This is a genomic window from Pseudomonas sp. IT-232MI5 (assembly GCF_949767845.1).
In the GTDB taxonomy this organism is placed as follows: domain Bacteria; phylum Pseudomonadota; class Gammaproteobacteria; order Pseudomonadales; family Pseudomonadaceae; genus Aquipseudomonas.
Genome location: NZ_CATKQE010000002.1, coordinates 270613 through 296411, shown reverse-complemented (window position 1 = coordinate 296411; position 25799 = coordinate 270613). Strand labels below are relative to the sequence as shown.

Sequence of the window (25799 nt, the reverse complement as noted above, 5' to 3'; positions counted from 1 at the left end):
GCTGAGATCTTTCCCCCTCACCCCAGCCCTCTCCCCCAAGGGGGCGAGGGGGAAGGGAGCCGATCTTTATGCTGTTCGAAACCTGAGTTCGACTCGGTATCTCAGGTCGGTGTAACTCGAACAATCCACTCGGTCACCCCAGCTCTCTCCCCCAGGGAGCGAGGGGGACGGGAGCCGATCTTCATGCTGTTCGAAACCTGAGTTCGACTCGGTATCTCAGGTCGGTGTAACTCGAACAATCCACTCGGTCACCCCAGCCCTCTCCCCCAGGGGGCGAGGGGGACGGGAGCCGATCTTCATGCTGTTCGAAACCTGAGTTCGACTCGGTATCTCAGGTCGGTGTAACTCGAACAATCCACTCGGTCAGTCCCCTCTCCCCCTGGGAGAGGGTTAGGGTGAGGGGCTTTTGATCTTCGCCCCAATAAGCGGAAATCCGCTCATCAAACTAAATCCTTCGGCGATATCCCGCTCACCCCAACCCGCTCGGCCCTCTAAACCGGCCCTCCCCCCGTTGGCACACCTCCTGCTATAGCCCTCGCAGGCTGCGTTCCAACGCGCTCCACAAAAACAATTAAACGAAGGATCCTTCAATGGATAACTCCAACGCCCTGCCACTTGGGTCGGCTGCCGTGCCGGCCAAAGAAAGAACCACCGCCAGCCGGATCAAATCGATCTTCAGCGGTTCCGTCGGCAACATGGTCGAGTGGTACGACTGGTATGTGTATGCCGCCTTCTCCCTGTACTTCGCGAAAACCTTTTTCCCTGCCGGTTCCACCACCGCCCAACTGATGAACACAGCTGCGATCTTCGCCGTCGGCTTTCTGATGCGTCCGATCGGTGGCTGGCTGATGGGCATGTACGCCGACAAGGTCGGACGTAAAAAAGCCCTGATGGCCTCGGTCTACCTGATGTGCTTCGGCTCGCTGCTGATCGCCCTCAGCCCGAACTACGAAACCATCGGCATCGGCGCGCCGATCCTGCTGGTGTTCGCGCGACTGCTGCAAGGCCTGTCGGTCGGTGGCGAATACGGCACCTCGGCGACCTATCTCTCGGAGATGGCGACCAAGGAACGTCGCGGCTTCTTCTCCAGCTTCCAGTACGTGACCCTGATCTCCGGCCAGCTCATCGCGCTGGGCGTACTGATCGTGCTGCAGAACGTGCTGACCACTGAACAGCTGTACGCGTGGGGCTGGCGTATTCCGTTCGCCATCGGCGCGCTGTGTGCAGTCGTGGCGCTGTACCTGCGTCGTGGCATGGAAGAAACCGAGTCGTTCACCAAGAAAGAAAAGTCCAAGGAAAGCGCCATGCGCACCTTGATGCGCCACCCCAAAGAACTGCTGACCGTGGTCGGCCTGACCATGGGCGGCACCTTGGCGTTCTACACCTACACCACTTACATGCAGAAATACCTGGTGAACACGGTCGGCATGAGCATCTCCGACTCGACCACCATTTCTGCCGCCACGCTGTTCCTGTTCATGTGCCTGCAACCGATCATCGGTGGCCTCTCGGACAAGATCGGTCGTCGTCCGATCCTGATCGCCTTCGGCGTGCTGGGGACGATCTTCACCGTGCCGATCCTGATGACCCTGCACACCATTCAAACCTGGTGGGGCGCGTTCTTCCTGATCATGGCGGCGCTGATCATCGTCAGCGGCTACACCTCGATCAACGCGGTGGTCAAAGCTGAATTGTTCCCGACTGAAATCCGCGCCCTGGGCGTCGGCCTACCGTACGCACTGACCGTATCGATCTTCGGCGGCACCGCCGAATACATCGCGCTGTGGTTCAAGAGCATCGGCATGGAAACCGGTTACTACTGGTACGTGACCGCGTGCATCGCAGTGTCGTTGCTGGTGTACATCACCATGAAGGACACCCAGAAACATTCGCGGATCGTGACTGACTGATCGGGTTTTCACAGCCACTGCAACGGTGACTGTGACTGTGACTGTGACTGTGACTGTGACTGTGATGGACTCTTCGCGAGCAGGCTCGCTCCCACATTTGGAATGCATTTTTCCTGTGGGAGCGAGCCTGCTCGCGAATGGGGTCACCGCGTTATCCAGACCTGCATGAAAAATTCCTCACACACGCCGCAACGCGATTAATCGCTAATTAATGCTGCCCGCTCATTCTGCAATCACCTGATCGATGACCTGCGCGACGCTCGCTCCGACGACGAAAGCGAATTCAACGCGCCGCCCTTAATATCAGGTTAATCGATTGTTATTAGCATTATTTTGCACTTTTTAATCAATTTAATTGGCGTAGCATTAAACCCATGCAAGACACACCCGCCAACGAATCCGGAGTAACCGACATGAAAACCAAACTGATCCTCGCCCTGACCCTGTCCGTACTGGCCGCCAACACTTTCGCTGCCGACGGCTCGGACAAAACCAAATCTGCCGACTTCATCAGCGGCGCCAGCGCGGCCATTGAAACCGGCCACTCGGGTACTTACGCCGCTGACGGTTTTGATAAAACCAACATTGGTAAAGCTGTGGCTGCCGATGGTTTCGACAAGACCAATCTGGGTAAAACGGTCGCTGCTGACGGCTTCGACAAAACCGGCACCGCCGCTGCCATCAGCTAAGTATCTGCAGCCCTCTCACAGCCCGGCTTCGGCCGGGCTTAGTCATTTCTGGGGCATGACAATTTTCTCAAATACACACAAATCCCCTGTAGGAGCTGCCGAAGGCTGCGATCTTTTGATCTTGATCTTTAAAAGCAAAATCAAAAGATCGCAGCCTTCGGCAGCTCCTACACGGGGTTTTGCGTCTGGCTGGAAATATGCCGGGCGTCCTTGCACTATGGCTGCATCCGAAACGCAGCCTCAGGAACTCACCCTCCATGCCCGATGACATCCACTTCTACGAACCCGCCAACGGCCACGGTCTGCCCCACGATCCGTTCAACGCCATCGTCGGTCCAAGGCCTATCGGCTGGATTTCTTCACAGGATGCCAACGGCCGGTTGAACCTGGCGCCGTACAGTTTCTTCAACGCATTCAACTACATTCCGCCGATCATCGGTTTTTCCAGCGTCGGGCGCAAAGACAGCCTGAACAACATCGAGCAGACCGGCGAGTTCGTCTGGAACCTCGCCACCCGCCCGCTGGCCGAACAGATGAATCAGAGCTGCGCGATGGTCGCGCCTGAGGTCAACGAGTTTGAGTTGGCGGGATTGACGACCGTCGCGTCAAAGGTGATTTCGGTGCCACGGGTGGCCGAAAGCCCGGTGTCCTTCGAGTGCAAGGTCACGCAGATCATTCAATTGCAGCGCGCTGATGGCGAGACGGTGCCGAGCTGGCTGATCCTCGGCGAAGTGGTCGCCGTGCACATCGCCAAGTGGCTGTTGAAGGATGGCATCTACGACACCGCCGCGGCAGAACCGATTCTGCGCGGCGGCGGGCCGGCGGACTACTTCCAGCTGGGGCCTGAGGCCCTGTTCAAGATGTGGCGTCCGGGCGCAAACAAGTAACGCGTTACCAGATCAAGTCGGCGTCTTCAGTGACGCCCTTGAGGTTATCCAGCTCATTGATGGCTGCTTCATCGGCAGCAATCGCGCCGGGGAAGACTTGATCATTCAGCAGTTTGTGAAAGCGTGGTGCGCCGCCATCGACCAGGGCCTTGACCGCGATTGCCGCGTGATAGCCCTTGTTGCCGCCCAACTCGACGGGGACGACTGCGGAAACTGCTTCGAAGTGCTCGAACTCTTTACGTGCCATGTCACACATCCCGGCTCAGACAAATTAAGCCGGACATTAAACCCTCAACCGACGAGTTTGTGTACCGGCGCCGGGCATTGGCCGAGGGCTTGCGGCGCCGACACGTCCTTGAAAGTGTGGAAGTCGAGGCTGTTGACCACCAGCTCCTGCACCAGCTCGGCGAAGATTTCCATCGACGGGCTGTTGAAATAGTTGGTCATCATTTGCTGACTGCTCCAGAACCCGGAGACCAGCCACAACTCCGGATCACACTGCGAATGCTGCAAGGCAAAGCTCAGGCAACCGGGGGCGGCGCGGGACGGATCGATCAACGCGCTCAGGCGTACACCGAGTTCCGCCGAACGCCCGGCGCGCGCTCGAACGAAGGCCATATGACTGACGGGAATCTGCTTGGACATGTTCAACCCTCCCAGGGAGTCGCGTGGCAGCCGGGGGACGGGCTGCGACAGGTTCAAAGGTTAAGGGCCGAGCGCCAGGCGCCGTTAGTCGATTCCTGCCGCCGCGTTGCACAATCCTGCGAGACTGCATCCAGAAGCTGTAACAACCTGTAAAACGGCGTCACACGGTTGTCATACGCGTTTTGTGTAGGAGCTGCCGAAGGCTGCGATCTTTTGGTTTTGCTTTAAAGATCAACAGATCGCAGCCTTCCGCAGCTCCTACAGGGTTGAATCGCGACAGGCGCGAAAACAGCTCCGGGCAGAATCAGGCAAGCATTTCGCAGGATGTGTCTACCGCTGGCGCTTGCACAAACATATGCTCTGCTCCATTCCACCTCCCCTGCCGAGGATGCCGTGCATGACGTCATTCGATCGTTTTCAAGCCGAACCCAGCGCTGACATGGAAAAACAGCGTGCGGAACTGGCGGCGATCATCCGCCGCAACACCACCGACGATGGCAGCTACGAGACCGCCATCGGCTCGCTGTTCATGTCGCGCCACACAAAATCCCACGACTTTGCCCCGGTGCTCGCGCAACCGGCGCTGTGCATCATGGCGCAGGGGCGCAAAGAGGTGCGCCTGGCCGACGAGTTCTTCAACTACGACCCGCTGAATTATCTGGTGGTGTCGGTTTCGATGCCGCTGAGCGGGCGCGTGGTCAATGTCTCGCCGGAGGAACCGATCCTCGCTGTGCGCCTGGATATCGACCCGACAGAAATCACCGCGCTGATCGCTGACGCCGGCCCCATGGGCGTACCGACCCGGCCGACCGGGCGTGGTTTGTATGTCGAGCAGATCGACAGTTCGATGCTCGATGCCGTGCTGCGTCTGGCACGTTTGCTCGATGCGCCGAAAGACATCGCCATGCTCGCACCGCTGATTCGCCGGGAGATTCTTTATCGCCTGCTGCGCAGTCCGCAGGGGCATCGCTTGTATGAAATCGCGATTGCCAACAGTCAGAGCCATCGCATCAGCCAGGCGATCAAATGGCTTAACGGCAACTTCGAGCAGCCGTTGCGCATTGATGATCTGGCCAAGGAAGTGAACCTCAGCGTCTCGACCTTGCATCACCGTTTCAAGGCGATGACGGCGATGAGCCCGCTGCAGTATCAGAAGCAATTGCGCCTGCAAGAGGCGCGGCGCCTGATGCTGGCCGAGGGGCTGGAGGCTTCGGCGGCGGGGTATCGCGTGGGGTATGAAAGTCCGTCGCAGTTCAGCCGCGAGTACAGCCGGCTGTTTGGTGCGCCGCCGTTAAGGGATTTGGCGCGGTTGCGGCTTTCGGTGTGACCGTTTAGAAGCCCCTCACCCTAACCCTCTCCCAGAGGGAGAGGGGACTGAATGGGGAATATTGGAGAGGTTCACCGACCTGAAAGTGCTTTGCCGAATCCATAATCAACTGGATTTTTCAAGTCGATGAATAGCGCTTGCTTTGCCGAATCCATAATCAAATGGATTTTTCAGGTCGATGGATAACGCCAGACACCTCGGTTGGCTCCCTCTCCCTCCGGGCGGTCCGACGTTTCGGGAGGGCTGGGTGAGGGGCGATTCGGAGTCAGAACTCGCTCTACGCCCCCAACACCCGACAAGCCTCCACCGGCAACGTCACCGACACCGGATGGCCAATCCCCAATCCGATTCCCTGACACGGCGTGCTCAACGCCGTAAACGTCACCCCGGAACACTCCACCGTGGTCTCGATGGTCGCGCCGATATCGCGCACAAACGTCACCTTGCCGAGCAATCGATTGCCCGCCGTCGCTTGCGGCGCAGACAGTTGCAGGTCTTCCGGACGAATCAGCATCTTCACTTTCTGCCCGACGACAATGCTGCTGCAGATCGGCACTTGCAGCGCATCACCGCCGGGCAGGCTGACCTTGCCATCACCCAATGCGGTAGCCGGGAAAATATTGCCCGAGCCGATGAAGTCAGCGACAAACTCGTTGGCCGGATGCCGGTAGATTTCGATCGGCGTGCCGACCTGCTGCACCTTGTGCTCGCCCAGCACCACGACGATATCCGCCATGGTCATCGCTTCGCGCTGATCGTGGGTGACCATGATTGTGGTGATGTTCAGGCGCTGTTGCAGTTGGCGGATTTCCACCTGCATCGATTCGCGCAGCTTGGCGTCGAGCGCCGACAGCGGCTCATCGAGCAGGAGGATTTTCGGGTGCGAGGCAATCGCCCGGGCAATCGCCACGCGCTGCCGCTGACCGCCGGAAAGTTTCGCCACCGGGCGATCGATCATCGCCTGCAACTGGATCAGCTCCAGCAACTCGACAACGCGTTTGTGCCGATCAGCCTTGCTGACGCCGCGCAGTTTCAACGGGTAGGCGATGTTCTCGCCGACGGTCATGTGCGGGAACAGCGCCAGCGACTGGAACACCATGCCGAAGTTGCGCAGGTGCGCCGGGGTCTGGCCGATGTCCTCGCCGTCCAGGCGAATCTCGCCGCCAGTGAGGGTTTCCAGCCCGGCGATCATCCGCAACAAGGTGGTTTTACCGCAGCCGGAAGGGCCGAGGAAACACACCAGTTTGCCTTCCGGCAAATGCAGGTTGACGTCTTGTACCGCGCACGCCGAGCCGTAGAATTTCTCGACGTTTTCCAGAATCAGACCAGTCATGTTGCACCTCAAATCAAAAGGAAACGCCGCCCTCGCCCACCAGCTTCTCCAGCGCCCAGATCAGGACGAAGTCGATCAGCACGATCAGCACGGCAAACGAGAACACGGTAGGGTCGAGCGATGACACGGTGCGGCTGTACATCCAGATCGGCACGGTCATGACGTCGATGGTGTACAGGAAATAGGTCACGGTGAACTCGTTGAACGAGACGATGAACGCCAGCAGCATGCCCGCCAGAATCCCCGACTTCATCAACGGCACCACCACATCGACAATCGCGCGCAATGGAGAGGCGCCGAGCATCCGCGCCGCTTCCTCGACTTCGCTGCCGATGGAAAGCATCGCCGCCGTGCAGTTTTTCACCACAAATGGCAAGGCCAGAATCACGTGGGCGATCACCAATCGCGAGGTGGTCATGTGGAACGGCAGGCTGTCGAACACCAGCAGCAATGCCAGACCCAACACCACCATCGGAAACACCAGCGGCAGCGACATCAGTTGCAGCGCCACGGCTTTGCCACGGAACTCGCAACGGGTCAGCGCGTAAGCCGCGGGCACGGCGATCAGCGTGGCGAAGATCATCGTCAGGCACGACACCAGCAGACTGGTGGCCATCGCCTGACCGAGGCTCAGCACATCGCTGGCGTCCGGCGACACGAAGGTGTGCCAGGCCGCTTTGTACCATTGCAGGCTGTAGCTGCTCGGCGGGAAGTCGAGGTTCGACGCACCGCTGAACGACATGACGATCATGGTCAGGATCGGCAACACCGCCAGCAGCAGAATGAAGCCGGAGAGGATGCCGGCGAACTTGCCGGTTTCGCCGGGCAGCAGCGCCATGCGCTTCTTGGTCAGGGCACTCATTGCGAAGCCTCCAGCAGACGCCGACGACGGCCAGTGATGTATTCGGACAAGGTCATGATCGCCAGCGTGGTGACAATCAGTACGACACCGGCAGCGGACGCGGCAGGCCAGTTCATCAGCGGCGCGATCTGGTCATGCACCATCACCGCCAGCATCGGCACGCGACGACCGCCGAGCAGCAACGGCACGACGAAGCTGCTGGCGTTGTAAGCGAACACCAGCGTTGCGCCAGTGATGATCCCGGGCAAACTCATCGGTAACACCACTTGGCGGAACACCTGAAAACGGCTGGCGCCGAGGGTCGCGGCGGCTTCCTCATAAGTGCGGGCGACGCCGCGCATGGCACTGGCGATCGGCAGCACGGCGAGCGGAAACGCGGTTTGCACCAGCCCCATCAATACGCCGTTCTGGTTGTACAGCAACATGATCGGCCGCTTGATCAGGCCGAGCCCCATCAGCGCCTGATTGAGCATGCCGGCCGGGCCGAGAATCACCAGCCAGCCATAGCTTTGCAGCAGCAGATTGACCAGCAACGGCAGCAGTACCGCCGCGAGGAAAATCCGTCGCAGAAACGGCGAGGTCAGCCGCGACATGGTGTACGCCACCGGGATCGCCAACACCACGGCAATCACCGCGCTGATCAACGCCAGACGCAAGGTCAGCAACAAGGATTTCAGGTAGTACGGTTCGAGCAACTGGGCGTAACTGGCCAGGCTGAAACCGCTCCACTCCGCGCCTTTGGTGCCGACGCTCATGCGCAGCACCAGCAGGCTGGCGGCGATCAGCACGCCGAGAAACAGCATCGACGGCGTGAGGAAAAGCCACGCCCGCGCAGTCGGTGAAACAGCGCGCGTCGGGCGCACGTCAGCGGCGCCGACCGCTTGGGTCAGGGATTGATGTTCCATAGCAATGATCTCGTCAATGGAAAGCCAAACAACACATCCCTGTAGGAGCTGCCGAAGGCTGCGATCTTTTGATCTTGCTGTTGATCCTCATCTGCTCAGAGAAGATCAAAGGCAAAAGATCGCAGCCTTCGGCAGCTCCTACAGGGGGAGTTCGGCGTCAGGAAGAAAAAATTTCCGTATAGCGACGAATCCATTGGTCATGCACGGTGGCCAGGAAGGCGTTGTCGTGCATGATCGCCTTCTCGGCAATCTGCTCCGGCGTGAGGATGAACGGGCTCTTGCGCGCTTCGGCGGAGATGATCGCCTTGGCGTTGACCGGGCCGTTGAAGATGTCTTCGGCCATCTTGCCCTGCACCAGCGGGTCGAGGGAGTGATCGATAAACGCGTAAGCCAGATCGGTGTCGCCCGGACGATTCTTCGGCATCACCGAAAGCATCAGGTCGGTGTAAAAACCTTCCTTCATGCCGAAGGTAGCACCGAGGCCGTAGTTCGGATCGCGGATCTGCTTGGGGAAAAATGCCGGCGCATAGAGGCCGCCCATGTCCAGCGATCCGGTGCGGAACAGTTCGGCGATCTGGTTCGGGTTTTCACCCAAAGTCACCACGCGATCCTTGAGTTCGGCGAGCTTCTTGAAACCTGGTTCGATGTTGTGTTCGTCACCGCCGGCCAGTTTCGCGGCGATGATGATCAGGTCCATCGCTTCGGTCCAGTTTGGCGGCGGCAGGAAAATGTTCGGCGCCAGATCGGCATCCCACAACGCGGCGTAACTGCTTGGCGCGTCTTTTTGTGTGCGGGTGCTGTAGACCAGACTGTTGCACCACAAGAGATAACCGATGCCGTGGCCATTGGCGCCGGTGCGGTATTGTTCCGGGACGTCGACCAGGTTGGGAATGCGGTTTAAATCAGGTTTTTCCAGCAGCCCGGCGGCGGCCAGACCCTCGGCACCGACACCGGCCAGGGTGATGATGTCGTACTGCGGACGGTCACCGCCGGCCTTGAGTTTGGCGACCATTTCCGAGGTGCTGCCGGTGCGGTCGGCGATGACCTTGGCACCGGTCTTGGCTTCGAACGTCGCGGCGATGTTACGCAGTGCGGCGAGGCCGGTGTCATCCGACCAGGTCAGCAAACGCAGGGTCTTGCCGGCAAAACGCGTGTCGCTGGCGCTCGCCCGGATGAAGGGCATGCTCAGGGCGGCCGCCGCCACCGAGGCGACGCCGACGGTTTTAATGAATTGACGCCTGTTCAGATCGTGCTCGCCCATGACGGACTCCCTTTGTTCTTTTAAGTATGAGGTTGGTCGCAACCGTTGCATCCGCGCGGCCGGATCCGCGCCAAGCCCCGTTTTACAAGGGCTTTAGCGCTGCCGACGGGTTCATCCTGAGGTCGTGCAAAACACCTGACTATCGATAAAAACTCATTGAAGCCATGACGCCGACGCATGCCTCGTTGCGAGGCATGCGCTGACCTTTTTCGGGCGTTCAGAGCGCCCGGATCACGTGTTTGATTTCCTGAAAAGCGGCCAGGCCCCATGGCCCCAACTCGCGGCCGATACTGCTCTGCTTGTAACCACCCCACGCCGTTTGCGGGAAGATCACTTGCGGTGCGTTGAGCCACACCAGCCCCGCCTGCAGGGCGTTGGCGACCCGCTCGGCGGTCTCGGCGTTTCGCGTCACCACACTGGCGACCAGGCCGAATTGGCTGTCGTTGGCCAAGGCAATTGCCTCGGCTTCGCTGCTGAAACGGCGCACGCACAGCACCGGGCCAAAAATCTCTTCGCACCACAGCGCACTGTCGAGGGGCACGTCGGTGAACACGGTTGGCTGCAAAAAATAGCCGCGCGGCAAATCTGCCGGACGATTGCCGCCGCAAAGCAGTTTCGCGCCAGCACTGAGACCGCGGTCGATGTGACCAAGCACACGCTGGTATTGCGCCTGATTGACCAGTGCGCCCATCTCCACGTCCGGGTCGAACGGGTCGGCGACGCGAATTGCTTGCGCACGCTTGTGCAAACGTTCGAGGAATTCGTCTGCCAGCTCATCGGCGACCAACACGCGGCTGGTAGCCGAGCACATCTGTCCGGCATTGAAGAAACCGCCACCGCAAGCCAGCTCGACCGCCAGTTCCAGATCAGCATCTTCGAGCACCAGCAGCGAAGATTTGCCGCCCAGCTCCAGACTCACGCCCTTCACCGTTTCAGCGGCGCGCTGCATCACCTGGACACCGACGGCGTTGCTACCGGTGAAGGAAATCTTGGCGATGCGCGGATCCGCCGACAGTGGTGCACCGACCGCCAGACCAGTACCGCAAACGACGTTGAACACGCCTGTGGGCAGGCCGGCTTCGGCGATGATCGCCGCCAGCTCCAGCTCTGGCAGCGGCGTGACTTCCGATGGCTTCAGCACCACGCAGCACCCGGCGGCCAGCGCCGGGGCGAGTTTCCACGCGGTGGTGACCATCGGGAAATTCCACGGCACGATCAGCCCGACCACACCGCACGGCTCGCGGCGCAGGCGTGCGCTGAAATCATCGCTGGGCAGCGGCACGTTGCTGTCCTGTCTGGCGTCGAGGCCTTCGGCGAGTTCGGCGTAGTACTCGAACGTGGCGATCACATCGTCGACGTCGATGGCCGCTTCGAACTGCGGTTTACCGTTGTTGCTCGACTGCAGGTTCATCAAGTGATCGCGACCGTTGCGCACGCCATTGGCGATGTTGCGCAGGATTGCGCCGCGCTCGGCACCGCTGGTTTGTGACCAATCCTTGAACGCGGCAGTGGCAGCGGCGACCGCTTGCTCGACCGCGTGCTCGTCACCGCCATTGACCGTGGTCAGCAACGCCTCGGTGGCCGGGTTGATCACGCGCAGATGTTCGCGGCCGGCCGACCATTGGCCGTTGATATAGAGGCCGTCGAGTGTGGTTGGGAAACTGATCATTGGGCCACCGCCTGCATCCACTGGTGCTGATCGATTTCAATCACGGTCGGGCCTTGGCGATCGGTCGCCGCACGTAGCGCACTGCGCAGTTGTTCCACCGAGCTGATCGCTTCGGCAGCGCAACCGAGGGCCTTGGCCACACCGATAAAGTCCGGGGTGTAGATATCGACGCCAACCGGTTCGATGGCGCGGTTGACCATGTATTTCTTGATCTCTTCGTAGCCCTGGTTATTCCACAACAGGACAATCACCGGCGTGCGCGCTTCGACGGCGCTGGCCAGTTCCGGCAGGGTGAATTGCAAACCGCCATCGCCGATCAGGCACACCACCGGTGGCCGTGCACCTTTGTCGAGTTGGCCACCGAGCCATGCGCCAATCGCGGCCGGCAACGCATAGCCGAGGGTGCCGTAACCGGTCGACGAGTTGAACCAGCGGCGCGGACGCTCCGGATTGAACGTGAGGTTGCCGGTGTACACCGGTTGCGTGGAGTCGCCGACGAACACCGCGTCGGGCAATTCATGCAGCACGGTTTCGAGGAAGCGGGTTTGCGCCAGGGTCGGGGCATCCCAGGTTGCGGCGAGATCTTCACGCAGACGCGCGGCGCGCACCTGGCCCCAATCGTTGCGGCGCTCAGCCAGCGCTTTGTGCGACAAGGCGCTGAGCAGCGCCTGCGCGGCATTGCGTGAATCGGCAACCAATGCCACGTGTGGCGGATAGTGACGCACGGTCTGGTCGGCATCGATATCAATGCGCAGCAGTTTGCCGGGAATCTCGAAACCACCGGCGAAGGTCACGTCGTAATCGGTTTCGGCCAGTTCGGTGCCGATCGCCAGCACCACATCGGCGTCGGCGACCAGCGCGCGGGTGGCGACCAGGCTTTGCGTCGAACCGATCAGCAGCGGATGCGTCGACGGCAACATGCCCTTGGCATTGATGGTCAGCGCCACCGGTGCATCGAGCAGTTCGGCCAGTTCGGTGAGTTCGGCAGCGGCATCGATCGCACCGCCACCGGCGAGGATCAAGGGACGCTGAGCGCCGGCGAGCAACTCGCTCATACGGCTCACAGCGGCGGGCGCGGCGCCGGCGCGGTCGATGTTGACCGGAACGCTGGCGAGCAAGTCATCGGCTTCTTCTACCAGCACGTCCAGCGGGATTTCGATGTGCACCGGACGCGGACGGCCGGCCTGGAACAAGGCGAATGCGCGAGCGAGCACGCCCGGCAACTCCGACGCCGACATCAGCGTGTGGGAGAACGCCGCGACGCCAGCGACCAGTGCGCTCTGGTTCGGCAACTCATGCAGCTTGCCGCGCCCACCGCCCAACTGGTTGCGGCTCTGCACGCTGGAGATCACCAGCATCGGGATCGAATCGGCGTAAGCCTGGCCCATGGCGGTGGTGATGTTGGTCATGCCCGGGCCGGTGATGATGAAGCACACCCCCGGTTTACCGCTGGTGCGCGCATAACCGTCGGCCATGAAACCGGCGCCCTGCTCATGCCGTGGGGTGACGTGGTTGATGCTCGAACGGGCCAGCCCGCGATACAACTCCACGGTGTGCACGCCGGGAATGCCGAACACCTGCTCGACCCCGTAACCTTCGAGTAACTTGACCAGTACTTCGCCACACGTCGCCATGTCATTGCCCTTTTGTCAGCTAAAAACACAGGGCCTTTCTGTAGGAGTGAGCCTGCTCGCGATAGCGTCTTCACATTCAACACTGCGGTGACTGACTCACCGCTATCGCGAGCAGGCTCACTCCTACAGAGGGCCCTTCATGGGCTCATTGAACGGTCGGCAGGTAGCGGCAACAATCGATTAAAAGTCATACTAGCCATGTCCTCACGTCATACCTTGGATCCACATGAAACGACTGCCCCCCCTGCCCGCCCTGCATACGTTTCTGATCACCGCGCAGTGCTGCAACTTCACCCGGGCCGCCGAGCAGTTGCACATCACCCAGGGCGCGGTGAGCCGGCAGATCGCCGGACTGGAAGATCATCTGGGGTATGAATTGTTCATCCGCCTGGCCCGAGGGCTGGAGCTGACGGCTGAAGGAAGGGAATGGTTGCCGCGAGTGGAGAAGGTTTTCGGTCTGATCACTGAGGCCACCGAGCAGATCGGTCTCAAGCGCGAAACCCTGCAACTCAAGGCCCCCAGTTGTGTGATGCGCTGGCTGGTGCCACGCCTGCTGCAATGGCAAAAGGAACGCCCGGATGTGCCGGTCAAACTGACCACCACCCTGGCCCATGGCGTGGACTTTCAGCGCGAGCAATTTGACGCGGCGGTGATCTATGGAACGCCGCCGGACAACTCCTCGACTGCCCTGCACCTGTTCGATGAGCAACTGACCCCGGTCTGTTCACCGGCACTGTTGAAAGGCCCGCCAGCGTTGTTCGAGCCGGCGGATCTGCAACAGCACTTGTTGCTGCATCCGACTTCCGACACTCAGGACTGGAAGGTCTGGCTGACAGCGGCCGAGTTGCAATTGAACAACGTGAACCTGGGCCAGCATTTCGAAACGCTGGATCAGGCGATGTCGATGGCGTCGCATGGGACGGGGGTGGCGATCGGGGATTGGTCGTTGATTGGTGATGACTTGCGCGCGGGACGGCTGGTGATGCCGTTTGCGTTGAAGGTGAAGACGGGGCTGGCGTATTACGTGGTGGTGCCTGCGGGAACCGAGCCTTCGCCGCAGTTGGAGGAATTGATGATCTGGCTGGTTGAGCAGGCTCATTTGCGGTGAGGCCATTTCCCCTCACCCTAACCCTCCCGAAACGTCGGACCGCCCAGAGGGAGAGGGGACTGATTAGGGGATGCTCTAGAAATACGCCGACGTGAAATTACTGCGTTGAATCCATAATCGACTCGATCACTCAGGTCGATGTACAACGCCAGACACCTCACCCCAGCCCTCTCCCTCGGGAGAGGGCTGGGGTGAGGGGGCAAGGATTCACTCAGTACCCGACAGTAAACCGCTGACGCGAATGCTTCGGCGTTTCCACCTCGTCGATCAACGCAATCGCGTAATCAGCAAAAGTGATCCAGCTACGCCCTTCAGCGCTCACCAGCAAGTGATCCTGGCCGACACGGAAACTCCCCGTGCGCTCACCTTCAACAAACTCCGCCGACGGCGACAGAAAGGTCCAGTGCAGATCTTTCTCCTGACGCAACGCCTCAAGAAACGCCGCACCGGCACTGGCTTCAGCTTTGTACTCCGCCGGGAAACCCGCACTGTCGATCACCCGAGTGTCGTCCGGCAGCAACAACGAACCAGCACCGCCGACCACCAGCAAGCGCTGCACGCCCGCCTGCTTCACTGGCCCGACAATCGCCGCCGCAGGGACGGTGGCGAAATGCGCGGCGGTGATCACCACATCGTGACCGGCCACCGCGTCTTGCAGCGCTGCGGAATCCCGCACATCGACATTCTTGCTTACCACACCGGCACGGGCGCCGATCTTCGAGGTGTCGCGGGCGATAGCGGTCACGCTATGGCCACGACGCAGGGCTTCTTCCAGCAATTGGCTACCGGCGCGGCCGGTGGCACCAATGATTGCGATCTTGCTCATGACATTCTCCAGTTAGCTTGAGAGTGCTGCGTTTTTCAGAATCGGCTTACCACTGCATTTCGCCCTTGGCGACTTTCGCGCTCAGCTCCAGCGAGCTTTCCTCACCCAGTTTCGGGTAGCGTTTTTTCATCGCCTTGATCAGTGCGGTGGAGTCTTTGGCCTTGGCGGTTTCCGCGTCGAACGCCTTAATGTAGTCGGCGGTGAATTTCACGCTGGCCAGCGAACGGCTGCTGTTGCCGAGGTAATGGCCTGGCACCACGGTGTTCGGCTTGAGGGTTTCGATCGCGTGCAATGTTTCCAGCCAATCGGCGTGGGATTGCGCGCTCTGGGTATCGGCCATCCATACGTGAATGTTCTCGGCAACGACGACGCCACCGACCACGGCCTTGAGCGACGGAATCCACACAAAGCTGCGATCCGGCTGTTTGCCCTCAAGGCCGACCACCTGCAACTTCTGCCCTTCGAGCATCAGGCTGTCGCCCTTGAGCACGCCCGGCACGATGGTTTTCGCCGGAACGTCGGCGCCCATTTTCGGCCCCCAGAAGGCCAGTTTGCCGGCGACGGTTTGGTTGATGTGATCAACCGTCGGCTGCGAGGCCACTACCTTGGCTTCCGGGAATGCTTGAGTCAGGGTATCGAGGCCGAAGTAGTAATCCGGGTCACCGTGGCTGATGTAGATAGTGGTCAGGTGCTTGCCACTGGCGCGGATCTTTTCCACGACCTGTTCAGCCTGGGATTTGCCGAACTGCGCATCGACGAGGATCGCGTCTTTCTCGCCGCTGACCAGCACCGAGGTCACCGGGAAAATCGCGCTGGTTCCCGGGTTGTAGACGTCGAGGGTCAGGTTGGCTGCGGCGGCATGCGCGGCGAAACCCAGGGAAGCGGTGGCGAGCAGAACGCGTTTGAGTGTGGTGAAGCCGATCATCTGTTGCTCCGGTGTCCGAATGCCGTGTTTGGCGATGGAACAGAGCTTAGTTGCCTGACTCAGTACAAAAAATGCGATGCTTGAACATAGTTTGTTTCTGAAAGCGGGCAAATCATGGATCGTCTCCAAGCAATGCGAGTGTTTGTCACCGTGGTGGATCTAGGCAGCCAGTCGGCAGCGGCCGATCATCTGGACCTGTCGCGGCCGGTGGTTTCACGTTATCTGGCGGAGCTTGAGGACTGGGTCGGCGCACGCCTGATGCACCGCACCACGCGCAAGTTGAGCCTGACCGCTGCCGGCAGTGAAATTCTGCCGCGTTGCCGACAGATGATCGAACTGTCGACCGACATGCAGGCCGCCGTCAGCGAACCCCACGACGCACCGCGCGGGCTGCTAAGGATCAGCGTCAGTACTTCGTTCGGCCAGGCCCAACTGGCCGATGCCGTAGCCGCTTACGTCAAACGCTACCCCGGAGTCAGCATCGACCTGCAAATGCTCGATCGCACGGTGAATCTGGTGGATGAGCGCATCGATCTGGCGATTCGTACCAGTAACGATCTCGACCCCAACCTGATCGCCCGGCGCCTGACCGTTTGTCGTTCGGTGGTCTGCGCCGCGCCGGCGTATCTGCAAGAACAGCCGGCGCCTCTGCGGGTCGAGGAACTGAGTCGACACAACTGCCTGACGCACTCGTATTTCGGCAAAAGCCTGTGGCATTTCGAGGAGGATGGCGAACCGGTTTCGGTGCCGGTGCAGGGTAATATCAGCGCCAACGAAGCCAGTACGTTATTGCGCGCAACATTGGCTGGCGCGGGGGTGGCGATGCTGCCGACCTATCAGGCCGGGGTGCATATTCACAGCGGTGAACTGGTGCGACTGCTGCCCCATGCCGAACCACGGCAAATGAACATCTATGCGGTGTACGCCTCGCGCAAACACATGCCGGCGGCGCTGCGTAGCATGCTGGATTTTCTGGTGCTCAGATTTCCCGAAAACCCCGAGTGGGATATCGGCCTGTAAACCCGATCCACTGTGGCTATCGATATGCTGAATGGCCAGTTACAAGCTCAAGCGCACTCGCTGGCAACTCCCCACCGCTGACCTATGCTGAAAGTAATACCGCAGGGTATGTCGTTCAGAGGTCAACGCCATGAACATCAAAACAAGAAGGTACGTCGCGATTTTCATCACCTGCGCCGCCACGCTGGCGCTTTACGGCACCGCTGCCTGGCGGGTCGAACAGCTGCGACAGTTGCCGCGCGAGTACGCGAGCTGCAACTTCGAGCGCTGTATTCCACACAATGCCACGCTGAACGCATTGCGCTGAGCCTGAGGTTGACTCATTACCTGTGGGAGCTGGCTTGCCAGCTCCCACAGGTTTTTGCGGCGTTTATGAGATTAGTGCTCGGCCTTCAGGCTGTCGCGGAAAGCCTTTGGCGATATCCCCACCCGCCGCCGAAACAGCCGCGTGAAGTTGGTCGGATCGGAAAAACCCAACAACTCCGACATCTCGTAAATCGTCATGCTGGTGTAGGTCAGCAAGCGCTTGGCCTCCAGCAACTGCCGTTCATGCATGATCTGCAAGGCCGGTTGCCCCGCCAGTTCTCGACACGTGCCATTGAGGTGCGACACCGAAATCCCCAGGCGATGCGCCAGGTCCTCGACCTTCACGTGCTGGCGATAAGTCTCCTCGACCAATTGAATGAAACCATTGAGGTATTCGCGCTGCCGTTGCGGGCGCTGACTGGCTTTGTGCCGCACGATCGCCTGACGGCTGACCCAGACCATGATCACGCTGACCAGCGAATGCATGAGCATTTCCCGCGCCGGTTGGTGGCCGTTGTACTCGGCCTGCAGCGCCGAGAACAGACTGTTGAGGTAATCGCCGTCGTGGCCGGCCGGATAGTGTTCTGCGCTGGCCAGCGCATGTACCGAATCGCCCAGTTGCGCCTGCAAGTGGTTGATCAGCGGTGTGGCGAGGGTAACGATGAACCCTTCGACGTCTTCGGAAAAACGAAAGCCGTGCACCGACAGCGGTGGCAGCACTTGAATGGCCGGGGTGTGGAGTTGCGTGCGTTGCCCTTCGATCTCAAGCTCTGCCTGACCTTTGAAGACGAAGAGTAATTGGCACAAATCAGCATGGCGGTGGGGTTTGATTTCCCACTCATGTTCGCGACTGCGGGAGGAAATGGTTTCACAGTGCAGCAAGTCAGGGGTCGGCCAGTCCAGGCTTTCACCGTAGAGCTTGAACACTGGAATCGAAGGCAGCTCAGGCTTGTTCATCACTTCAATCCAGGCCTCGGGGTTGTGGGCGATAATCGCACCGATTGGCAGAATGTACAGGTATCGGCTCAGTTTTCACCTTCAATTGACAGACCCGCAAGGGAAAAATGCAAGCACTCGATCCATAAAAATCATTCACCGGTCTTGGCCGCGTGAAGCTTGCGAGTCATAAAAACAATGAAAACGCTGAAAACCCAAGTCGCCATTATTGGCGCCGGTCCGTCCGGACTGCTCCTCGGCCAGTTGTTGCACAACGCTGGCATCGACACCCTCATTCTTGAACGTCAGACCCCCGATTACGTGCTCGGGCGCATCCGCGCCGGTGTGCTCGAACAGGGCATGGTAGAGCTGTTGCGTCAGGCTGGCGTGAGTCGGCGGATGGACGCCGAAGGACTGGTGCATGGCGGTTTCGATCTGGCGCTGGACGGGCGTCAGGTGCACATCGATCTGCACGCGCTGACCGGCGGCAAGACGGTGATGATCTACGGCCAGACCGAAGTGACTCGCGACCTGATGGCCGCTCGTCGGGAGGCTGGCGCGCCGACGATTTACCAGGCGCGCGATGTCGTTCCTCACGGCATGAAAAGCGATGAAGCTTTTGTCACCTTTGAAAAGGACGGTGAAATCTTTCGCGTCGATTGCGATTACATCGCCGGTTGCGACGGTTTCCACGGCGTCGCGCGGCAGTCGATTCCGGCCGATAGTCTGAAAGTCTTCGAGCGGGTTTATCCGTTTGGCTGGCTGGGGATTCTGGCTGACACGCCGCCGGTGCATGACGAGTTGGTCTACGCCCGCCACGAACGCGGCTTTGCCTTGTGCAGCATGCGTTCGGCAACGCGCACTCGTTATTACCTGCAAGTACCGGCGGATGAAAACGTCGATGACTGGAGCGATCAGCGCTTTTGGGATGAATTGAAAAATCGTCTGCCAGTAGAGCTTGCCGAGAAACTGGTTACCGGCCCTTCGATCGAAAAAAGCATCGCGCCTCTGCGCAGTTTTGTCGTGGAGCCGATGCAATACGGGCGGATGTTTCTGGTCGGTGACGCCGCGCACATCGTCCCGCCCACTGGCGCCAAGGGTTTGAATCTGGCGGCGAGTGACGTCAGCACGCTGTTCAATATTCTGCTGAAGGTTTACCGCGACGGGCGCACCGATCTGCTCGAGAAGTACTCGGAAATCTGCCTGCGCCGCGTCTGGAAAGCGGAACGCTTTTCCTGGTGGATGACCTCGATGCTGCACCGTTTCGATGATCACGACGCTTTCAGCCAGCGCATCAGCGCCTCGGAACTGGACTACTTTGTCAGTTCAGAAGCGGGGCGAAAAACCATTGCAGAAAATTACGTCGGACTTCCTTACGAGGCTATCGAATAGCCTGCTACCGACTTACACTGGCGAGCATCCCCGCTCGCCTGACGATCTGCGGGACTCTCACTGCCCGCAGGTTTTGCCCGTGACCAATCTCAATCACCCCGAAACGCCCAAACCGGCCATTCGCAGCGTGCTGGTCGCGCTGATGATGGCGATCTTTCTCGGTGCGCTGGACCAGACCATCGTCGCCGTGTCGATGCCGGCCATCTCTGCTCAGTTCAAGGATGTCAGCCTGCTCGCCTGGGTGATTTCCGGGTACATGGTCGCGATGACGGTGGCGGTGCCGATCTACGGCAAGCTCGGGGACTTGTACGGACGGCGCAAACTGATGCTGTTCGGCATGGGCCTGTTCACCCTCGCCTCGCTGTTTTGTGGCATGGCGCAGAGCATGGAGCAACTGGTGCTGGCGCGAATCCTTCAGGGCATCGGCGCCGGCGGGATGATCTCGGTGAGTCAGGCGATCATCGGCGACATCGTGCCGCCGCGTGAGCGTGGGCGTTATCAGGGTTACTTCAGCAGTATGTACGCGGTGGCCAGTGTCGCCGGCCCGGTACTCGGTGGTTACATGACCGAGTACCTGTCGTGGCGCTGGGTATTTCTGATCAACCTGCCGCTGGGCCTCGGTGCCTGGTGGGTGGCGCGGCGCAACTTGCGCGGACTGCCGATTCCCCAGCGCAAACCAATCATCGACTACCTCGGCACCGTGCTGATGATCATCGGCCTCACTGCCCTGCTGCTGGGCATTACTCAGGTTGGTCAGGGTCATTCGTGGCGCAGCGGTGAAGTGCTTGGCCTGTTCGCTTGTGCGGTGGTGGTGTTGGCGGTGTTTGTCTGGCATGAGCGTCGGACCAAGGAACCGTTGCTGCCGATGCACCTGTTCGCCAACCGCAACGCCCTGCTGTGCTGGTGCACGATTTTCTTTACCAGTTTCCAGGCGATTTCGCTCATCGTGCTGATGCCGCTGCGCTTTCAGAGCGTCACCGGTGCCGGGGCTGACAGCGCCGCTTTGCACTTGTTGCCGTTGGCAATGGGGTTGCCGATTGGTGCATTTTTCGCTGGCCGGCGCACGTCGATCACCGGGCGATACAAACCACAGATTCTGAGCGGCGCTCTGCTGATGCCGATCGCGATTCTCGGCATGGCGTTCAGCCCACCGGAGGCGACGCTGCTCAGCGCACTGTTCATGTTGCTCTGTGGTATTTCCAGCGGCATGCAGTTCCCGACCTCGTTGGTCGGTACACAAAATTCGGTGGAACAACGCGACATCGGCGTAGCCACCAGCACCACCAACCTGTTTCGCTCTCTCGGCGGCGCAGTGGGCGTGGCGTTGATGTCGGCACTGTTGCTGGCGTTGCTGCAGGATTCGAATTTCGCCCATCTGGCGAGCAGTTCGCTGATGAGCGAAGGGCATTCGGGCAACGTTCTGCTCGATGGTTTGAACGCCGCGCCGGGGGATGCGCAGAACGCCTTGCGCGCAGAACTGCTGGTGACGTTTAGGCATTTGTTGTGGGTGAGTGCGGCGGTGTCGTTGCTGGGTTTGGCGGCGGCGATTGCAATGCCCAACAACCTGCTGCGCGGGCGTGAGCACGGCGCCAAATAACTTTCTCCCCTTGATCATTCCCACGCTCTGCGTGGGAATGCCTCAACGAACGCTCTGCGTTCGGCTTTGGATGGGACGCAGAGCGTCCCGGGCTGCATTCCCACGCGGAGCGTGGGAACGATCATCCTTCAAGGGCTGTAGTAACCCACGGCGACAAGGAAATGCCCGGCCTTCTTCAGGTAGGCATGTTTGTCCTCGACCTTGCCGGTCACCGGGTTTTTCCAGCGGTATTCATATTCGCCCTCATCCTGCTTGCCGATCAGCGCCAGAATCGGCTCGCCCACCGGTTTGCCTTCCGGATCCCTGACCTTGCCGAAGTCGGTATTGATCAAGCGCAGATTGGTGCCATGGGCAACATATCGCTGGGTGTTCAGGTCGACGACGAAGACATACAGGTCATCCTGCAAATAGCCGCCCTTGAGCGAGTTGATCGCGCTCAGCGTGCCCTTCTCGTCTTTGCCCAGATCAGTCGCCGCTTTGTCGAGCAATGCCTTGGCCTGCTCCGGTGACGCTTGCGGCAAGTAGTAACCGACCGCCAGAATTCGCTGACCAATGCGCTGGTAATACACATGCTTGCGCTCGACCTTGCCGTCCGACCAGTTCTGCCAACGGTATTCGGCCTGCTGAATGCCATTACCTTCCGGCACTTTCAACGCGTCCTTGAAGGTTTTCTGCAAATCCGGGCCGAGTACTTCGCTGACGTCCCGACCGATCAACGCCGACGAAGGTCCGCCACTGGCAAGCATCACGCCCTTGGTATCGACCACGAATACATAGCGATCCTTATCGACAAACTCGCCCTGACGGCTGAACGCGGCGAACGCCTTGTCGCCGTTGTCGTGGTAATAGGCCAGGGCTTTTTCCAGCAAGGCGATGGCGGCCTGACTGTCATCCTTGGCGGTCGTGGCGGCGCTGGCCTGGCCGAAACCGGCCAGTAACATCACGCCGAGCCAGGCCACTTTATGCAAAAACCCCATAGCGCATCCCTCGTTCTTGTTGGTGTTTCAAGAGCGTAGACGGCTTGGGGTGATGTATGGATATTCAGACGGTTTCTGAACGTGTCGCGGATACGCTGGTGAGGCAAGCCCCACCAGCGTTGTTCAGGCCTTACGGGCGGGCGTTGATCTGCTGCTGCAAATTCTGAATCTGCGCCTGAAGGGTGTTGATGTTGCGGGTCATCTGCCCACGGAAGGCGTCGAACTCGGCGGTATTGCCGCCACCCTGCGGTGCCGCCGGGCGATTGTCCTGCTCGCTTTTGAGCACGACGATTTCCTGCTCAAGACGATCGATCGCCGCGCTTGGATTGCCCTGCTTTTTCAGTGCAGCAATATCGGCGCCAAGGCTTTTGAACTGTGCATCGAAGGCCTTCAACTGCGTGTCGACCTTGCTGGTGTCGGCCGGTGTGCTTTTCAGCGTCGCCAGTTCCGCAGTCAAGGCTTTGACCTGCGCTTGCAACTGGGTGTTGGCGTTCTGCTGTTCGGTGGTCTGCGCGGTCATCTGTGCCAGGCGTTTGTCCAGATCGCTGGCCTGCCCCGCTACGCCTTGCTGCTGTTTGCTCTGATCGAGCAGCTTGCCTTCGAGCTGTTTGATTTGCAGCTTCAGGGCTTCGCTGTCGCTGGTGACGTTGGACTGGCTGGCCACGACCTTGCCGGAAATATCCTGCAAGCGTCCGGCGGCTTCTTCACTGATGCGCGCGAAGCTTTCCTGGGTCGCGACCAGTTGCTGCTCCATCAGCGAGATCTGCTGAAAGCTCCACCAGGCGAGGCCGATGAAGGCGAAAAACAATGCGCCGACCAAAGCCCACAACGGGCCGGTGCTGGCCGCCTTGACCTTGACCACGGGCGGCGTGCGCGAGTGCACGGAGGTGCGGGCGGTGGTTGGAATGTCATCGTCGTCGAAGGTGTCGGCACGCAGGCTCGGGACATCATCGAAATCGTCGTGGGCATCATTACGCATGGACATTGAGGCAACCTTTGTGAAACGCGGTGATGGCTAAATGCTGCGAAGTATAACCGCCGCAGCCGCAGGGATTGACCCCCAAGCGGCTACACGGTTCATTGCCGCCCGGCCGAATCGTTTCAACGGATGTCCTGAGCTTTCCACCACGCACAGAACTCATCCAGCGCCGACCACAGGCTGACTTTCGGATCGTAGTCCAGATAATGCCGGGCGCGGCTGATGTCGAGGGTGAAATTTTTTTTCATCACCTGCATGCCCAGGCGCGACAGGGTTGGCTCCGGACGTCCGGGCCAGAGCTTGCACGCCCCTTCGTTGAGCGCCGCGACGCTGTAGGCCAGACCATACGAACGGTACTTGGTGACCTGCGGCACCTCCATCTTGCGCATCACGTAATTGACCACATCCCACAACGGCACCGGCGCGCCGTTGCTGATGTTGTAGGCCTTGCCCAGCGCGGAACCGGCGGCCAGCAAACTGCTGAGCAGCGCTTCGTTGAGGTTGTGCACACTGGTGAAATCGACCTTGTTCAGGCCATTGCCGATGATCGCCAGGCGGCCTTTGCGCTGCATGTTGAGCAGGCGCGGGAAGATGCTCATGTCGCCGGCGCCGGTGACGAAACGCGGGCGCAGGGCGATGGTTTCCAGGCCGAATTCCTGCGCGCCAAAGACCTTTTGTTCGGCCAGGTACTTGGTTGCGGCGTAGTGATGTTTGAAGCGCTTGGGCACTTGCTCTTCGGTCAGGTTGAAATGATCGCGGCCATCGAAATAGATCGATGGCGATGACAAATGCACCAGACGCCGGACGCGCTGCTTCAGACAGGCTTCGACGACGTTTTCGGTGACCTGCACGTTACCTTGATGGAATTCTTGATAGCGTCCCCACAGTCCAACAGCGCCAGCGCAGTGCACCACGGCTTCAACATCGGAACACAGCTCACGAACCAGATCGGCATCGGTCAGATCGCCGGGGACAAACTCGGCACCACGGCGCACCAGATGCTCGACGCTCTCGGCCCGGCGACCGTTGACCCGCACGTCCAGGCCCTGCTCCAGGGCGAAACGCGCAAAGCGTCCGCCAATGAAGCCGCTTGCGCCGGTGACCAGAATTTTCATGCAAAGCTCCAATGAAACCAGCTGCGAGCTTCAAGCTTCGAGCTGCAAAATTAAAACAGTGTGCAAGCGCTTTAACTTGCCGCTTGCAGCTTGACGCTCATGGCTGCTTCCAGGGCACCAGCCATTGCGCCGATGAACGCACCAATTGCTCGGTCAGCAAACCCAGCAGCTGACCGCCATTGCGCCAATGATGCCAGTACAACGGCACGTCGATCGGTTTATCTGGCAACAGTTCGCGCAATAACCCGCGTTGCAATTGTTCGCGCACTTGCAGTTCCGGCACCAGGCCCCAGCCCAGTCCGACTTCGGTCAGGCGGATAAAACCTTCCGAGGATGGGCACAAATGGTGTTCGAATCCGCCATCCACGCCCAGCGAAGCGAGATAGCGATGCTGGAGAAAATCGTCAGGCCCGAACACCAGCGCCGGGGTGCGCGGCAATTGTTCGGCGCGTACGCCATCAGGGAAATGCCGTTCGATGAACGCCGGACTGGCCAGCGCGCGATAACGCATGGCGCCGAGCAACACACTGCGCGCACCGGCCACCGGCCGTTCGCTGGCGCAAAGGCACGCGGCGACTTCGCCGGCGCGCATGCGTTTGAGGCCGACGGTCTGGTCTTCGACGATCAGATCGAGCAGCAAATGTTGTTCGGCACAAAAATCGCCTACCGCTTCGGCCCACCAGGTGGCGAGGCTGTCGGCATTCAACGCGATGCGCAGACGTTCCGGCAGGCCCTCTTCATCCAGCGCCGGGACCAGCGTTTGCAGGTCGCGTTCAAGCAAACGTACCTGTTGCACATGGTTGAGCAGGCGCCGGCCAATCTCGGTCGGTGACGGTGGCGTCCCGCGAATCAGCACCGGTTGGCCGACCCGCGCTTCGAGCAGCTTGATCCGCTGCGAAATCGCCGATTGCGACAATCCGAGCACCTGCGCGGCCCGTTCGAAACCGGCCTGCTCGACCACGGCGGCCAGAGCAGAAAGCAATTTATAGTCGAACATCAGTTTTCCTAATGAGCGATCAGCACTATTGGTTTTTCTTATACAGGTTTCGACCGGAGAATAGCCAGCAAGCACTCTTTCTCAAGGACCACACTGATGGCTGGCGAAACTTCACTCTCGACGTTGTTGCGCAGCATGAGCCCGCAACTCAACGCCGGCGAATACGTGTTCTGCACCCTGCGCGACGGTGTGTTGCCGAGCGGTCTGGAGATTGTCGGCAGCTTCCGTGAAAAGGAAGGCCTGACCGTGATTCTGCAACGCGCCCATGCCGAACAGGCCGGTTTCAGCTTCGACTACGTCGCCGCGTGGATCACCTTGAACGTGCATTCGGCGCTGGAAGCCGTTGGCCTCACCGCCGCGTTTGCCACAGCACTGGGCAAGGCCGGGATCAGTTGCAACGTGATCGCCGGTTACTACCACGACCATTTGTTTGTCGGCCAGGCCGACGCCGAACGCGCCATGCAAGTGCTGCGCGATCTCGCAGCCAACGCGGAGTAAA

The 25799-nt window shown here is 60.0% G+C and carries 25 protein-coding genes; 10 read left to right on the top strand and 15 right to left on the bottom strand.

The window, feature by feature from the left end; all coding sequences use genetic code 11:
- Nucleotides 1–590: 590 nt before the first annotated feature.
- The 3 genes from ACM6JQ_RS02695 to ACM6JQ_RS02685 all read left to right on the top strand — a co-directional run bounded on the left by ACM6JQ_RS02695 (nt 591) and on the right by ACM6JQ_RS02685 (nt 3486).
- Nucleotides 591–1910 carry an MFS transporter gene (locus tag ACM6JQ_RS02695; RefSeq protein WP_007912608.1) on the top strand — a complete coding sequence of 440 codons (1320 nt, stop codon included), beginning with the start codon at nt 591–593 and terminating at the stop codon, nt 1908–1910.
- Nucleotides 1911–2323: 413 nt separating this feature from the next.
- Nucleotides 2324–2599: a hypothetical protein gene (locus ACM6JQ_RS02690; protein WP_414893178.1), complete on the top strand. Its 276-nt coding sequence runs from the start codon at nt 2324–2326 to the stop codon at nt 2597–2599.
- A gap of 257 nt (nt 2600–2856) precedes the next feature.
- Entirely contained in the window at nt 2857–3486 is a 630-nt protein-coding gene (locus ACM6JQ_RS02685; RefSeq protein ID WP_007912610.1) for a flavin reductase family protein, read from the top strand.
- Between the two features lie 4 nt (nt 3487–3490).
- On the opposite strand, the gene ACM6JQ_RS02680 is transcribed toward ACM6JQ_RS02685, so the two are convergent.
- Nucleotides 3491–3733: a hypothetical protein gene (locus tag ACM6JQ_RS02680; RefSeq protein ID WP_042704945.1), complete on the bottom strand. Its 243-nt coding sequence runs from the start codon at nt 3731–3733 to the stop codon at nt 3491–3493.
- A gap of 44 nt (nt 3734–3777) precedes the next feature.
- Nucleotides 3778–4131 (bottom strand): putative quinol monooxygenase, encoded by a 354-nt coding sequence (locus ACM6JQ_RS02675; protein ID WP_414893177.1) that lies wholly within the window; start codon nt 4129–4131, stop codon nt 3778–3780.
- Nucleotides 4132–4528: 397 nt separating this feature from the next.
- Here ACM6JQ_RS02675 and ACM6JQ_RS02670 point away from each other — a divergent pair, with 397 nt between their 5' ends.
- A complete protein-coding gene (locus ACM6JQ_RS02670; protein WP_007912614.1) occupies nt 4529–5458 on the top strand; it encodes an AraC family transcriptional regulator in 930 nt (309 codons plus the stop codon).
- Between the two features lie 277 nt (nt 5459–5735).
- On the opposite strand, the gene ACM6JQ_RS02665 is transcribed toward ACM6JQ_RS02670, so the two are convergent.
- The 6 genes from ACM6JQ_RS02665 to ACM6JQ_RS02640 all read right to left on the bottom strand — a co-directional run bounded on the left by ACM6JQ_RS02665 (nt 5736) and on the right by ACM6JQ_RS02640 (nt 13122).
- Nucleotides 5736–6791 (bottom strand): ABC transporter ATP-binding protein, encoded by a 1056-nt coding sequence (locus tag ACM6JQ_RS02665; RefSeq protein WP_007912616.1) that lies wholly within the window; start codon nt 6789–6791, stop codon nt 5736–5738.
- Between the two features lie 13 nt (nt 6792–6804).
- Complete coding sequence (locus ACM6JQ_RS02660) at nt 6805–7653, bottom strand: ABC transporter permease (RefSeq protein WP_007912618.1); 849 nt, start codon at nt 7651–7653, stop codon at nt 6805–6807.
- Nucleotides 7650–8558 carry an ABC transporter permease gene (locus ACM6JQ_RS02655; RefSeq protein WP_007912621.1) on the bottom strand — a complete coding sequence of 303 codons (909 nt, stop codon included), beginning with the start codon at nt 8556–8558 and terminating at the stop codon, nt 7650–7652. Before ACM6JQ_RS02655 ends, ACM6JQ_RS02660 begins: the two co-directional genes overlap by 4 nt.
- A 157-nt stretch (nt 8559–8715) precedes the next feature.
- Entirely contained in the window at nt 8716–9819 is a 1104-nt protein-coding gene (locus ACM6JQ_RS02650) for an ABC transporter substrate-binding protein (protein WP_007912623.1), read from the bottom strand.
- A 217-nt stretch (nt 9820–10036) separates the two neighbouring features.
- Nucleotides 10037–11485 carry an aldehyde dehydrogenase family protein gene (locus ACM6JQ_RS02645; RefSeq protein ID WP_176472306.1) on the bottom strand — a complete coding sequence of 483 codons (1449 nt, stop codon included), beginning with the start codon at nt 11483–11485 and terminating at the stop codon, nt 10037–10039.
- Complete coding sequence (locus ACM6JQ_RS02640) at nt 11485–13122, bottom strand: 5-guanidino-2-oxopentanoate decarboxylase (protein ID WP_414893176.1); 1638 nt, start codon at nt 13120–13122, stop codon at nt 11485–11487. The genes ACM6JQ_RS02645 and ACM6JQ_RS02640 overlap by 1 nt, the downstream gene beginning before the upstream one ends.
- A 226-nt stretch (nt 13123–13348) precedes the next feature.
- Between ACM6JQ_RS02640 and ACM6JQ_RS02635 the strand changes: the two genes are divergently transcribed.
- Entirely contained in the window at nt 13349–14230 is an 882-nt protein-coding gene (locus ACM6JQ_RS02635) for a LysR substrate-binding domain-containing protein (protein ID WP_007912629.1), read from the top strand.
- A 211-nt stretch (nt 14231–14441) separates the two neighbouring features.
- Here the strand turns inward: ACM6JQ_RS02635 and ACM6JQ_RS02630 are convergent, their stop codons facing one another.
- Entirely contained in the window at nt 14442–15056 is a 615-nt protein-coding gene (locus tag ACM6JQ_RS02630; RefSeq protein WP_095112309.1) for an NAD(P)-dependent oxidoreductase, read from the bottom strand.
- A 46-nt stretch (nt 15057–15102) separates the two neighbouring features.
- Nucleotides 15103–15981, bottom strand: a complete 879-nt coding sequence (locus ACM6JQ_RS02625) for an MBL fold metallo-hydrolase (RefSeq protein ID WP_095112310.1) — start codon at nt 15979–15981, stop codon at nt 15103–15105.
- Between the two features lie 114 nt (nt 15982–16095).
- Here ACM6JQ_RS02625 and ACM6JQ_RS02620 point away from each other — a divergent pair, with 114 nt between their 5' ends.
- Nucleotides 16096–17001, top strand: coding sequence for a LysR family transcriptional regulator (locus ACM6JQ_RS02620; protein WP_414893175.1), 906 nt, complete (start codon nt 16096–16098; stop codon nt 16999–17001).
- A 130-nt stretch (nt 17002–17131) separates the two neighbouring features.
- Nucleotides 17132–17308, top strand: coding sequence for a hypothetical protein (locus ACM6JQ_RS02615; RefSeq protein ID WP_007912636.1), 177 nt, complete (start codon nt 17132–17134; stop codon nt 17306–17308).
- Between the two features lie 71 nt (nt 17309–17379).
- On the opposite strand, the gene ACM6JQ_RS02610 is transcribed toward ACM6JQ_RS02615, so the two are convergent.
- Entirely contained in the window at nt 17380–18264 is an 885-nt protein-coding gene (locus ACM6JQ_RS02610) for a helix-turn-helix domain-containing protein (RefSeq protein ID WP_007912638.1), read from the bottom strand.
- 186 nt (nt 18265–18450) lie between these two features.
- Here ACM6JQ_RS02610 and pobA point away from each other — a divergent pair, with 186 nt between their 5' ends.
- Nucleotides 18451–19635 carry a 4-hydroxybenzoate 3-monooxygenase gene (gene pobA, locus ACM6JQ_RS02605; RefSeq protein ID WP_177321056.1) on the top strand — a complete coding sequence of 395 codons (1185 nt, stop codon included), beginning with the start codon at nt 18451–18453 and terminating at the stop codon, nt 19633–19635.
- A gap of 79 nt (nt 19636–19714) precedes the next feature.
- On the top strand, nt 19715–21232 hold the full coding sequence (locus ACM6JQ_RS02600; protein WP_007912641.1) for an MDR family MFS transporter: 1518 nt from the start codon (nt 19715–19717) through the stop codon (nt 21230–21232).
- Nucleotides 21233–21360: 128 nt separating this feature from the next.
- Here ACM6JQ_RS02600 and ACM6JQ_RS02595 read toward each other — a convergent pair whose 3' ends face one another.
- The 4 genes from ACM6JQ_RS02595 to ACM6JQ_RS02580 form a co-directional block, all read right to left on the bottom strand.
- Complete coding sequence (locus ACM6JQ_RS02595; protein ID WP_414893174.1) at nt 21361–22209, bottom strand: cache domain-containing protein; 849 nt, start codon at nt 22207–22209, stop codon at nt 21361–21363.
- Between the two features lie 130 nt (nt 22210–22339).
- Nucleotides 22340–23194: an ATPase gene (locus ACM6JQ_RS02590; protein ID WP_414893173.1), complete on the bottom strand. Its 855-nt coding sequence runs from the start codon at nt 23192–23194 to the stop codon at nt 22340–22342.
- 116 nt (nt 23195–23310) lie between these two features.
- Nucleotides 23311–24303 carry an NAD-dependent epimerase/dehydratase family protein gene (locus ACM6JQ_RS02585; RefSeq protein ID WP_007918926.1) on the bottom strand — a complete coding sequence of 331 codons (993 nt, stop codon included), beginning with the start codon at nt 24301–24303 and terminating at the stop codon, nt 23311–23313.
- 97 nt (nt 24304–24400) lie between these two features.
- Nucleotides 24401–25300 (bottom strand): LysR family transcriptional regulator ArgP, encoded by a 900-nt coding sequence (locus tag ACM6JQ_RS02580; protein WP_007918929.1) that lies wholly within the window; start codon nt 25298–25300, stop codon nt 24401–24403.
- Nucleotides 25301–25396: 96 nt separating this feature from the next.
- Between ACM6JQ_RS02580 and ACM6JQ_RS02575 the strand changes: the two genes are divergently transcribed.
- Nucleotides 25397–25798, top strand: a complete 402-nt coding sequence (locus ACM6JQ_RS02575) for an ACT domain-containing protein (protein ID WP_095112315.1) — start codon at nt 25397–25399, stop codon at nt 25796–25798.
- Nucleotide 25799: the final 1 nt, after the last annotated feature.

Bases quoted from the DNA above. Each gene is read 5' to 3' on its own strand.
- ACM6JQ_RS02635 (WP_007912629.1), top strand. From the start codon at position 13,349: ATGAAACGACTGCCCCCCCTGCCCGCCCTGCATACGTTTCTGATCACC.
- ACM6JQ_RS02660 (WP_007912618.1), bottom strand. From the start codon at position 7,653: ATGAGTGCCCTGACCAAGAAGCGCATGGCGCTGCTGCCCGGCGAAACC.
- ACM6JQ_RS02620 (WP_414893175.1), top strand. From the start codon at position 16,096: ATGGATCGTCTCCAAGCAATGCGAGTGTTTGTCACCGTGGTGGATCTA.
- ACM6JQ_RS02670 (WP_007912614.1), top strand. From the start codon at position 4,529: ATGACGTCATTCGATCGTTTTCAAGCCGAACCCAGCGCTGACATGGAA.
- ACM6JQ_RS02675 (WP_414893177.1), bottom strand. From the start codon at position 4,131: ATGTCCAAGCAGATTCCCGTCAGTCATATGGCCTTCGTTCGAGCGCGC.
- ACM6JQ_RS02585 (WP_007918926.1), bottom strand. From the start codon at position 24,303: ATGAAAATTCTGGTCACCGGCGCAAGCGGCTTCATTGGCGGACGCTTT.
- ACM6JQ_RS02625 (WP_095112310.1), bottom strand. From the start codon at position 15,981: ATGATCGGCTTCACCACACTCAAACGCGTTCTGCTCGCCACCGCTTCC.
- ACM6JQ_RS02575 (WP_095112315.1), top strand. From the start codon at position 25,397: ATGGCTGGCGAAACTTCACTCTCGACGTTGTTGCGCAGCATGAGCCCG.
- ACM6JQ_RS02665 (WP_007912616.1), bottom strand. From the start codon at position 6,791: ATGACTGGTCTGATTCTGGAAAACGTCGAGAAATTCTACGGCTCGGCG.
- ACM6JQ_RS02580 (WP_007918929.1), bottom strand. From the start codon at position 25,300: ATGTTCGACTATAAATTGCTTTCTGCTCTGGCCGCCGTGGTCGAGCAG.
- ACM6JQ_RS02630 (WP_095112309.1), bottom strand. From the start codon at position 15,056: ATGAGCAAGATCGCAATCATTGGTGCCACCGGCCGCGCCGGTAGCCAA.
- ACM6JQ_RS02595 (WP_414893174.1), bottom strand. From the start codon at position 22,209: ATGGGGTTTTTGCATAAAGTGGCCTGGCTCGGCGTGATGTTACTGGCC.
- ACM6JQ_RS02695 (WP_007912608.1), top strand. From the start codon at position 591: ATGGATAACTCCAACGCCCTGCCACTTGGGTCGGCTGCCGTGCCGGCC.
- ACM6JQ_RS02615 (WP_007912636.1), top strand. From the start codon at position 17,132: ATGAACATCAAAACAAGAAGGTACGTCGCGATTTTCATCACCTGCGCC.
- ACM6JQ_RS02680 (WP_042704945.1), bottom strand. From the start codon at position 3,733: ATGGCACGTAAAGAGTTCGAGCACTTCGAAGCAGTTTCCGCAGTCGTC.
- ACM6JQ_RS02610 (WP_007912638.1), bottom strand. From the start codon at position 18,264: ATGAACAAGCCTGAGCTGCCTTCGATTCCAGTGTTCAAGCTCTACGGT.
- ACM6JQ_RS02640 (WP_414893176.1), bottom strand. From the start codon at position 13,122: ATGGCGACGTGTGGCGAAGTACTGGTCAAGTTACTCGAAGGTTACGGG.
- ACM6JQ_RS02655 (WP_007912621.1), bottom strand. From the start codon at position 8,558: ATGGAACATCAATCCCTGACCCAAGCGGTCGGCGCCGCTGACGTGCGC.
- ACM6JQ_RS02650 (WP_007912623.1), bottom strand. From the start codon at position 9,819: ATGGGCGAGCACGATCTGAACAGGCGTCAATTCATTAAAACCGTCGGC.
- ACM6JQ_RS02690 (WP_414893178.1), top strand. From the start codon at position 2,324: ATGAAAACCAAACTGATCCTCGCCCTGACCCTGTCCGTACTGGCCGCC.
- ACM6JQ_RS02685 (WP_007912610.1), top strand. From the start codon at position 2,857: ATGCCCGATGACATCCACTTCTACGAACCCGCCAACGGCCACGGTCTG.
- ACM6JQ_RS02590 (WP_414893173.1), bottom strand. From the start codon at position 23,194: ATGTCCATGCGTAATGATGCCCACGACGATTTCGATGATGTCCCGAGC.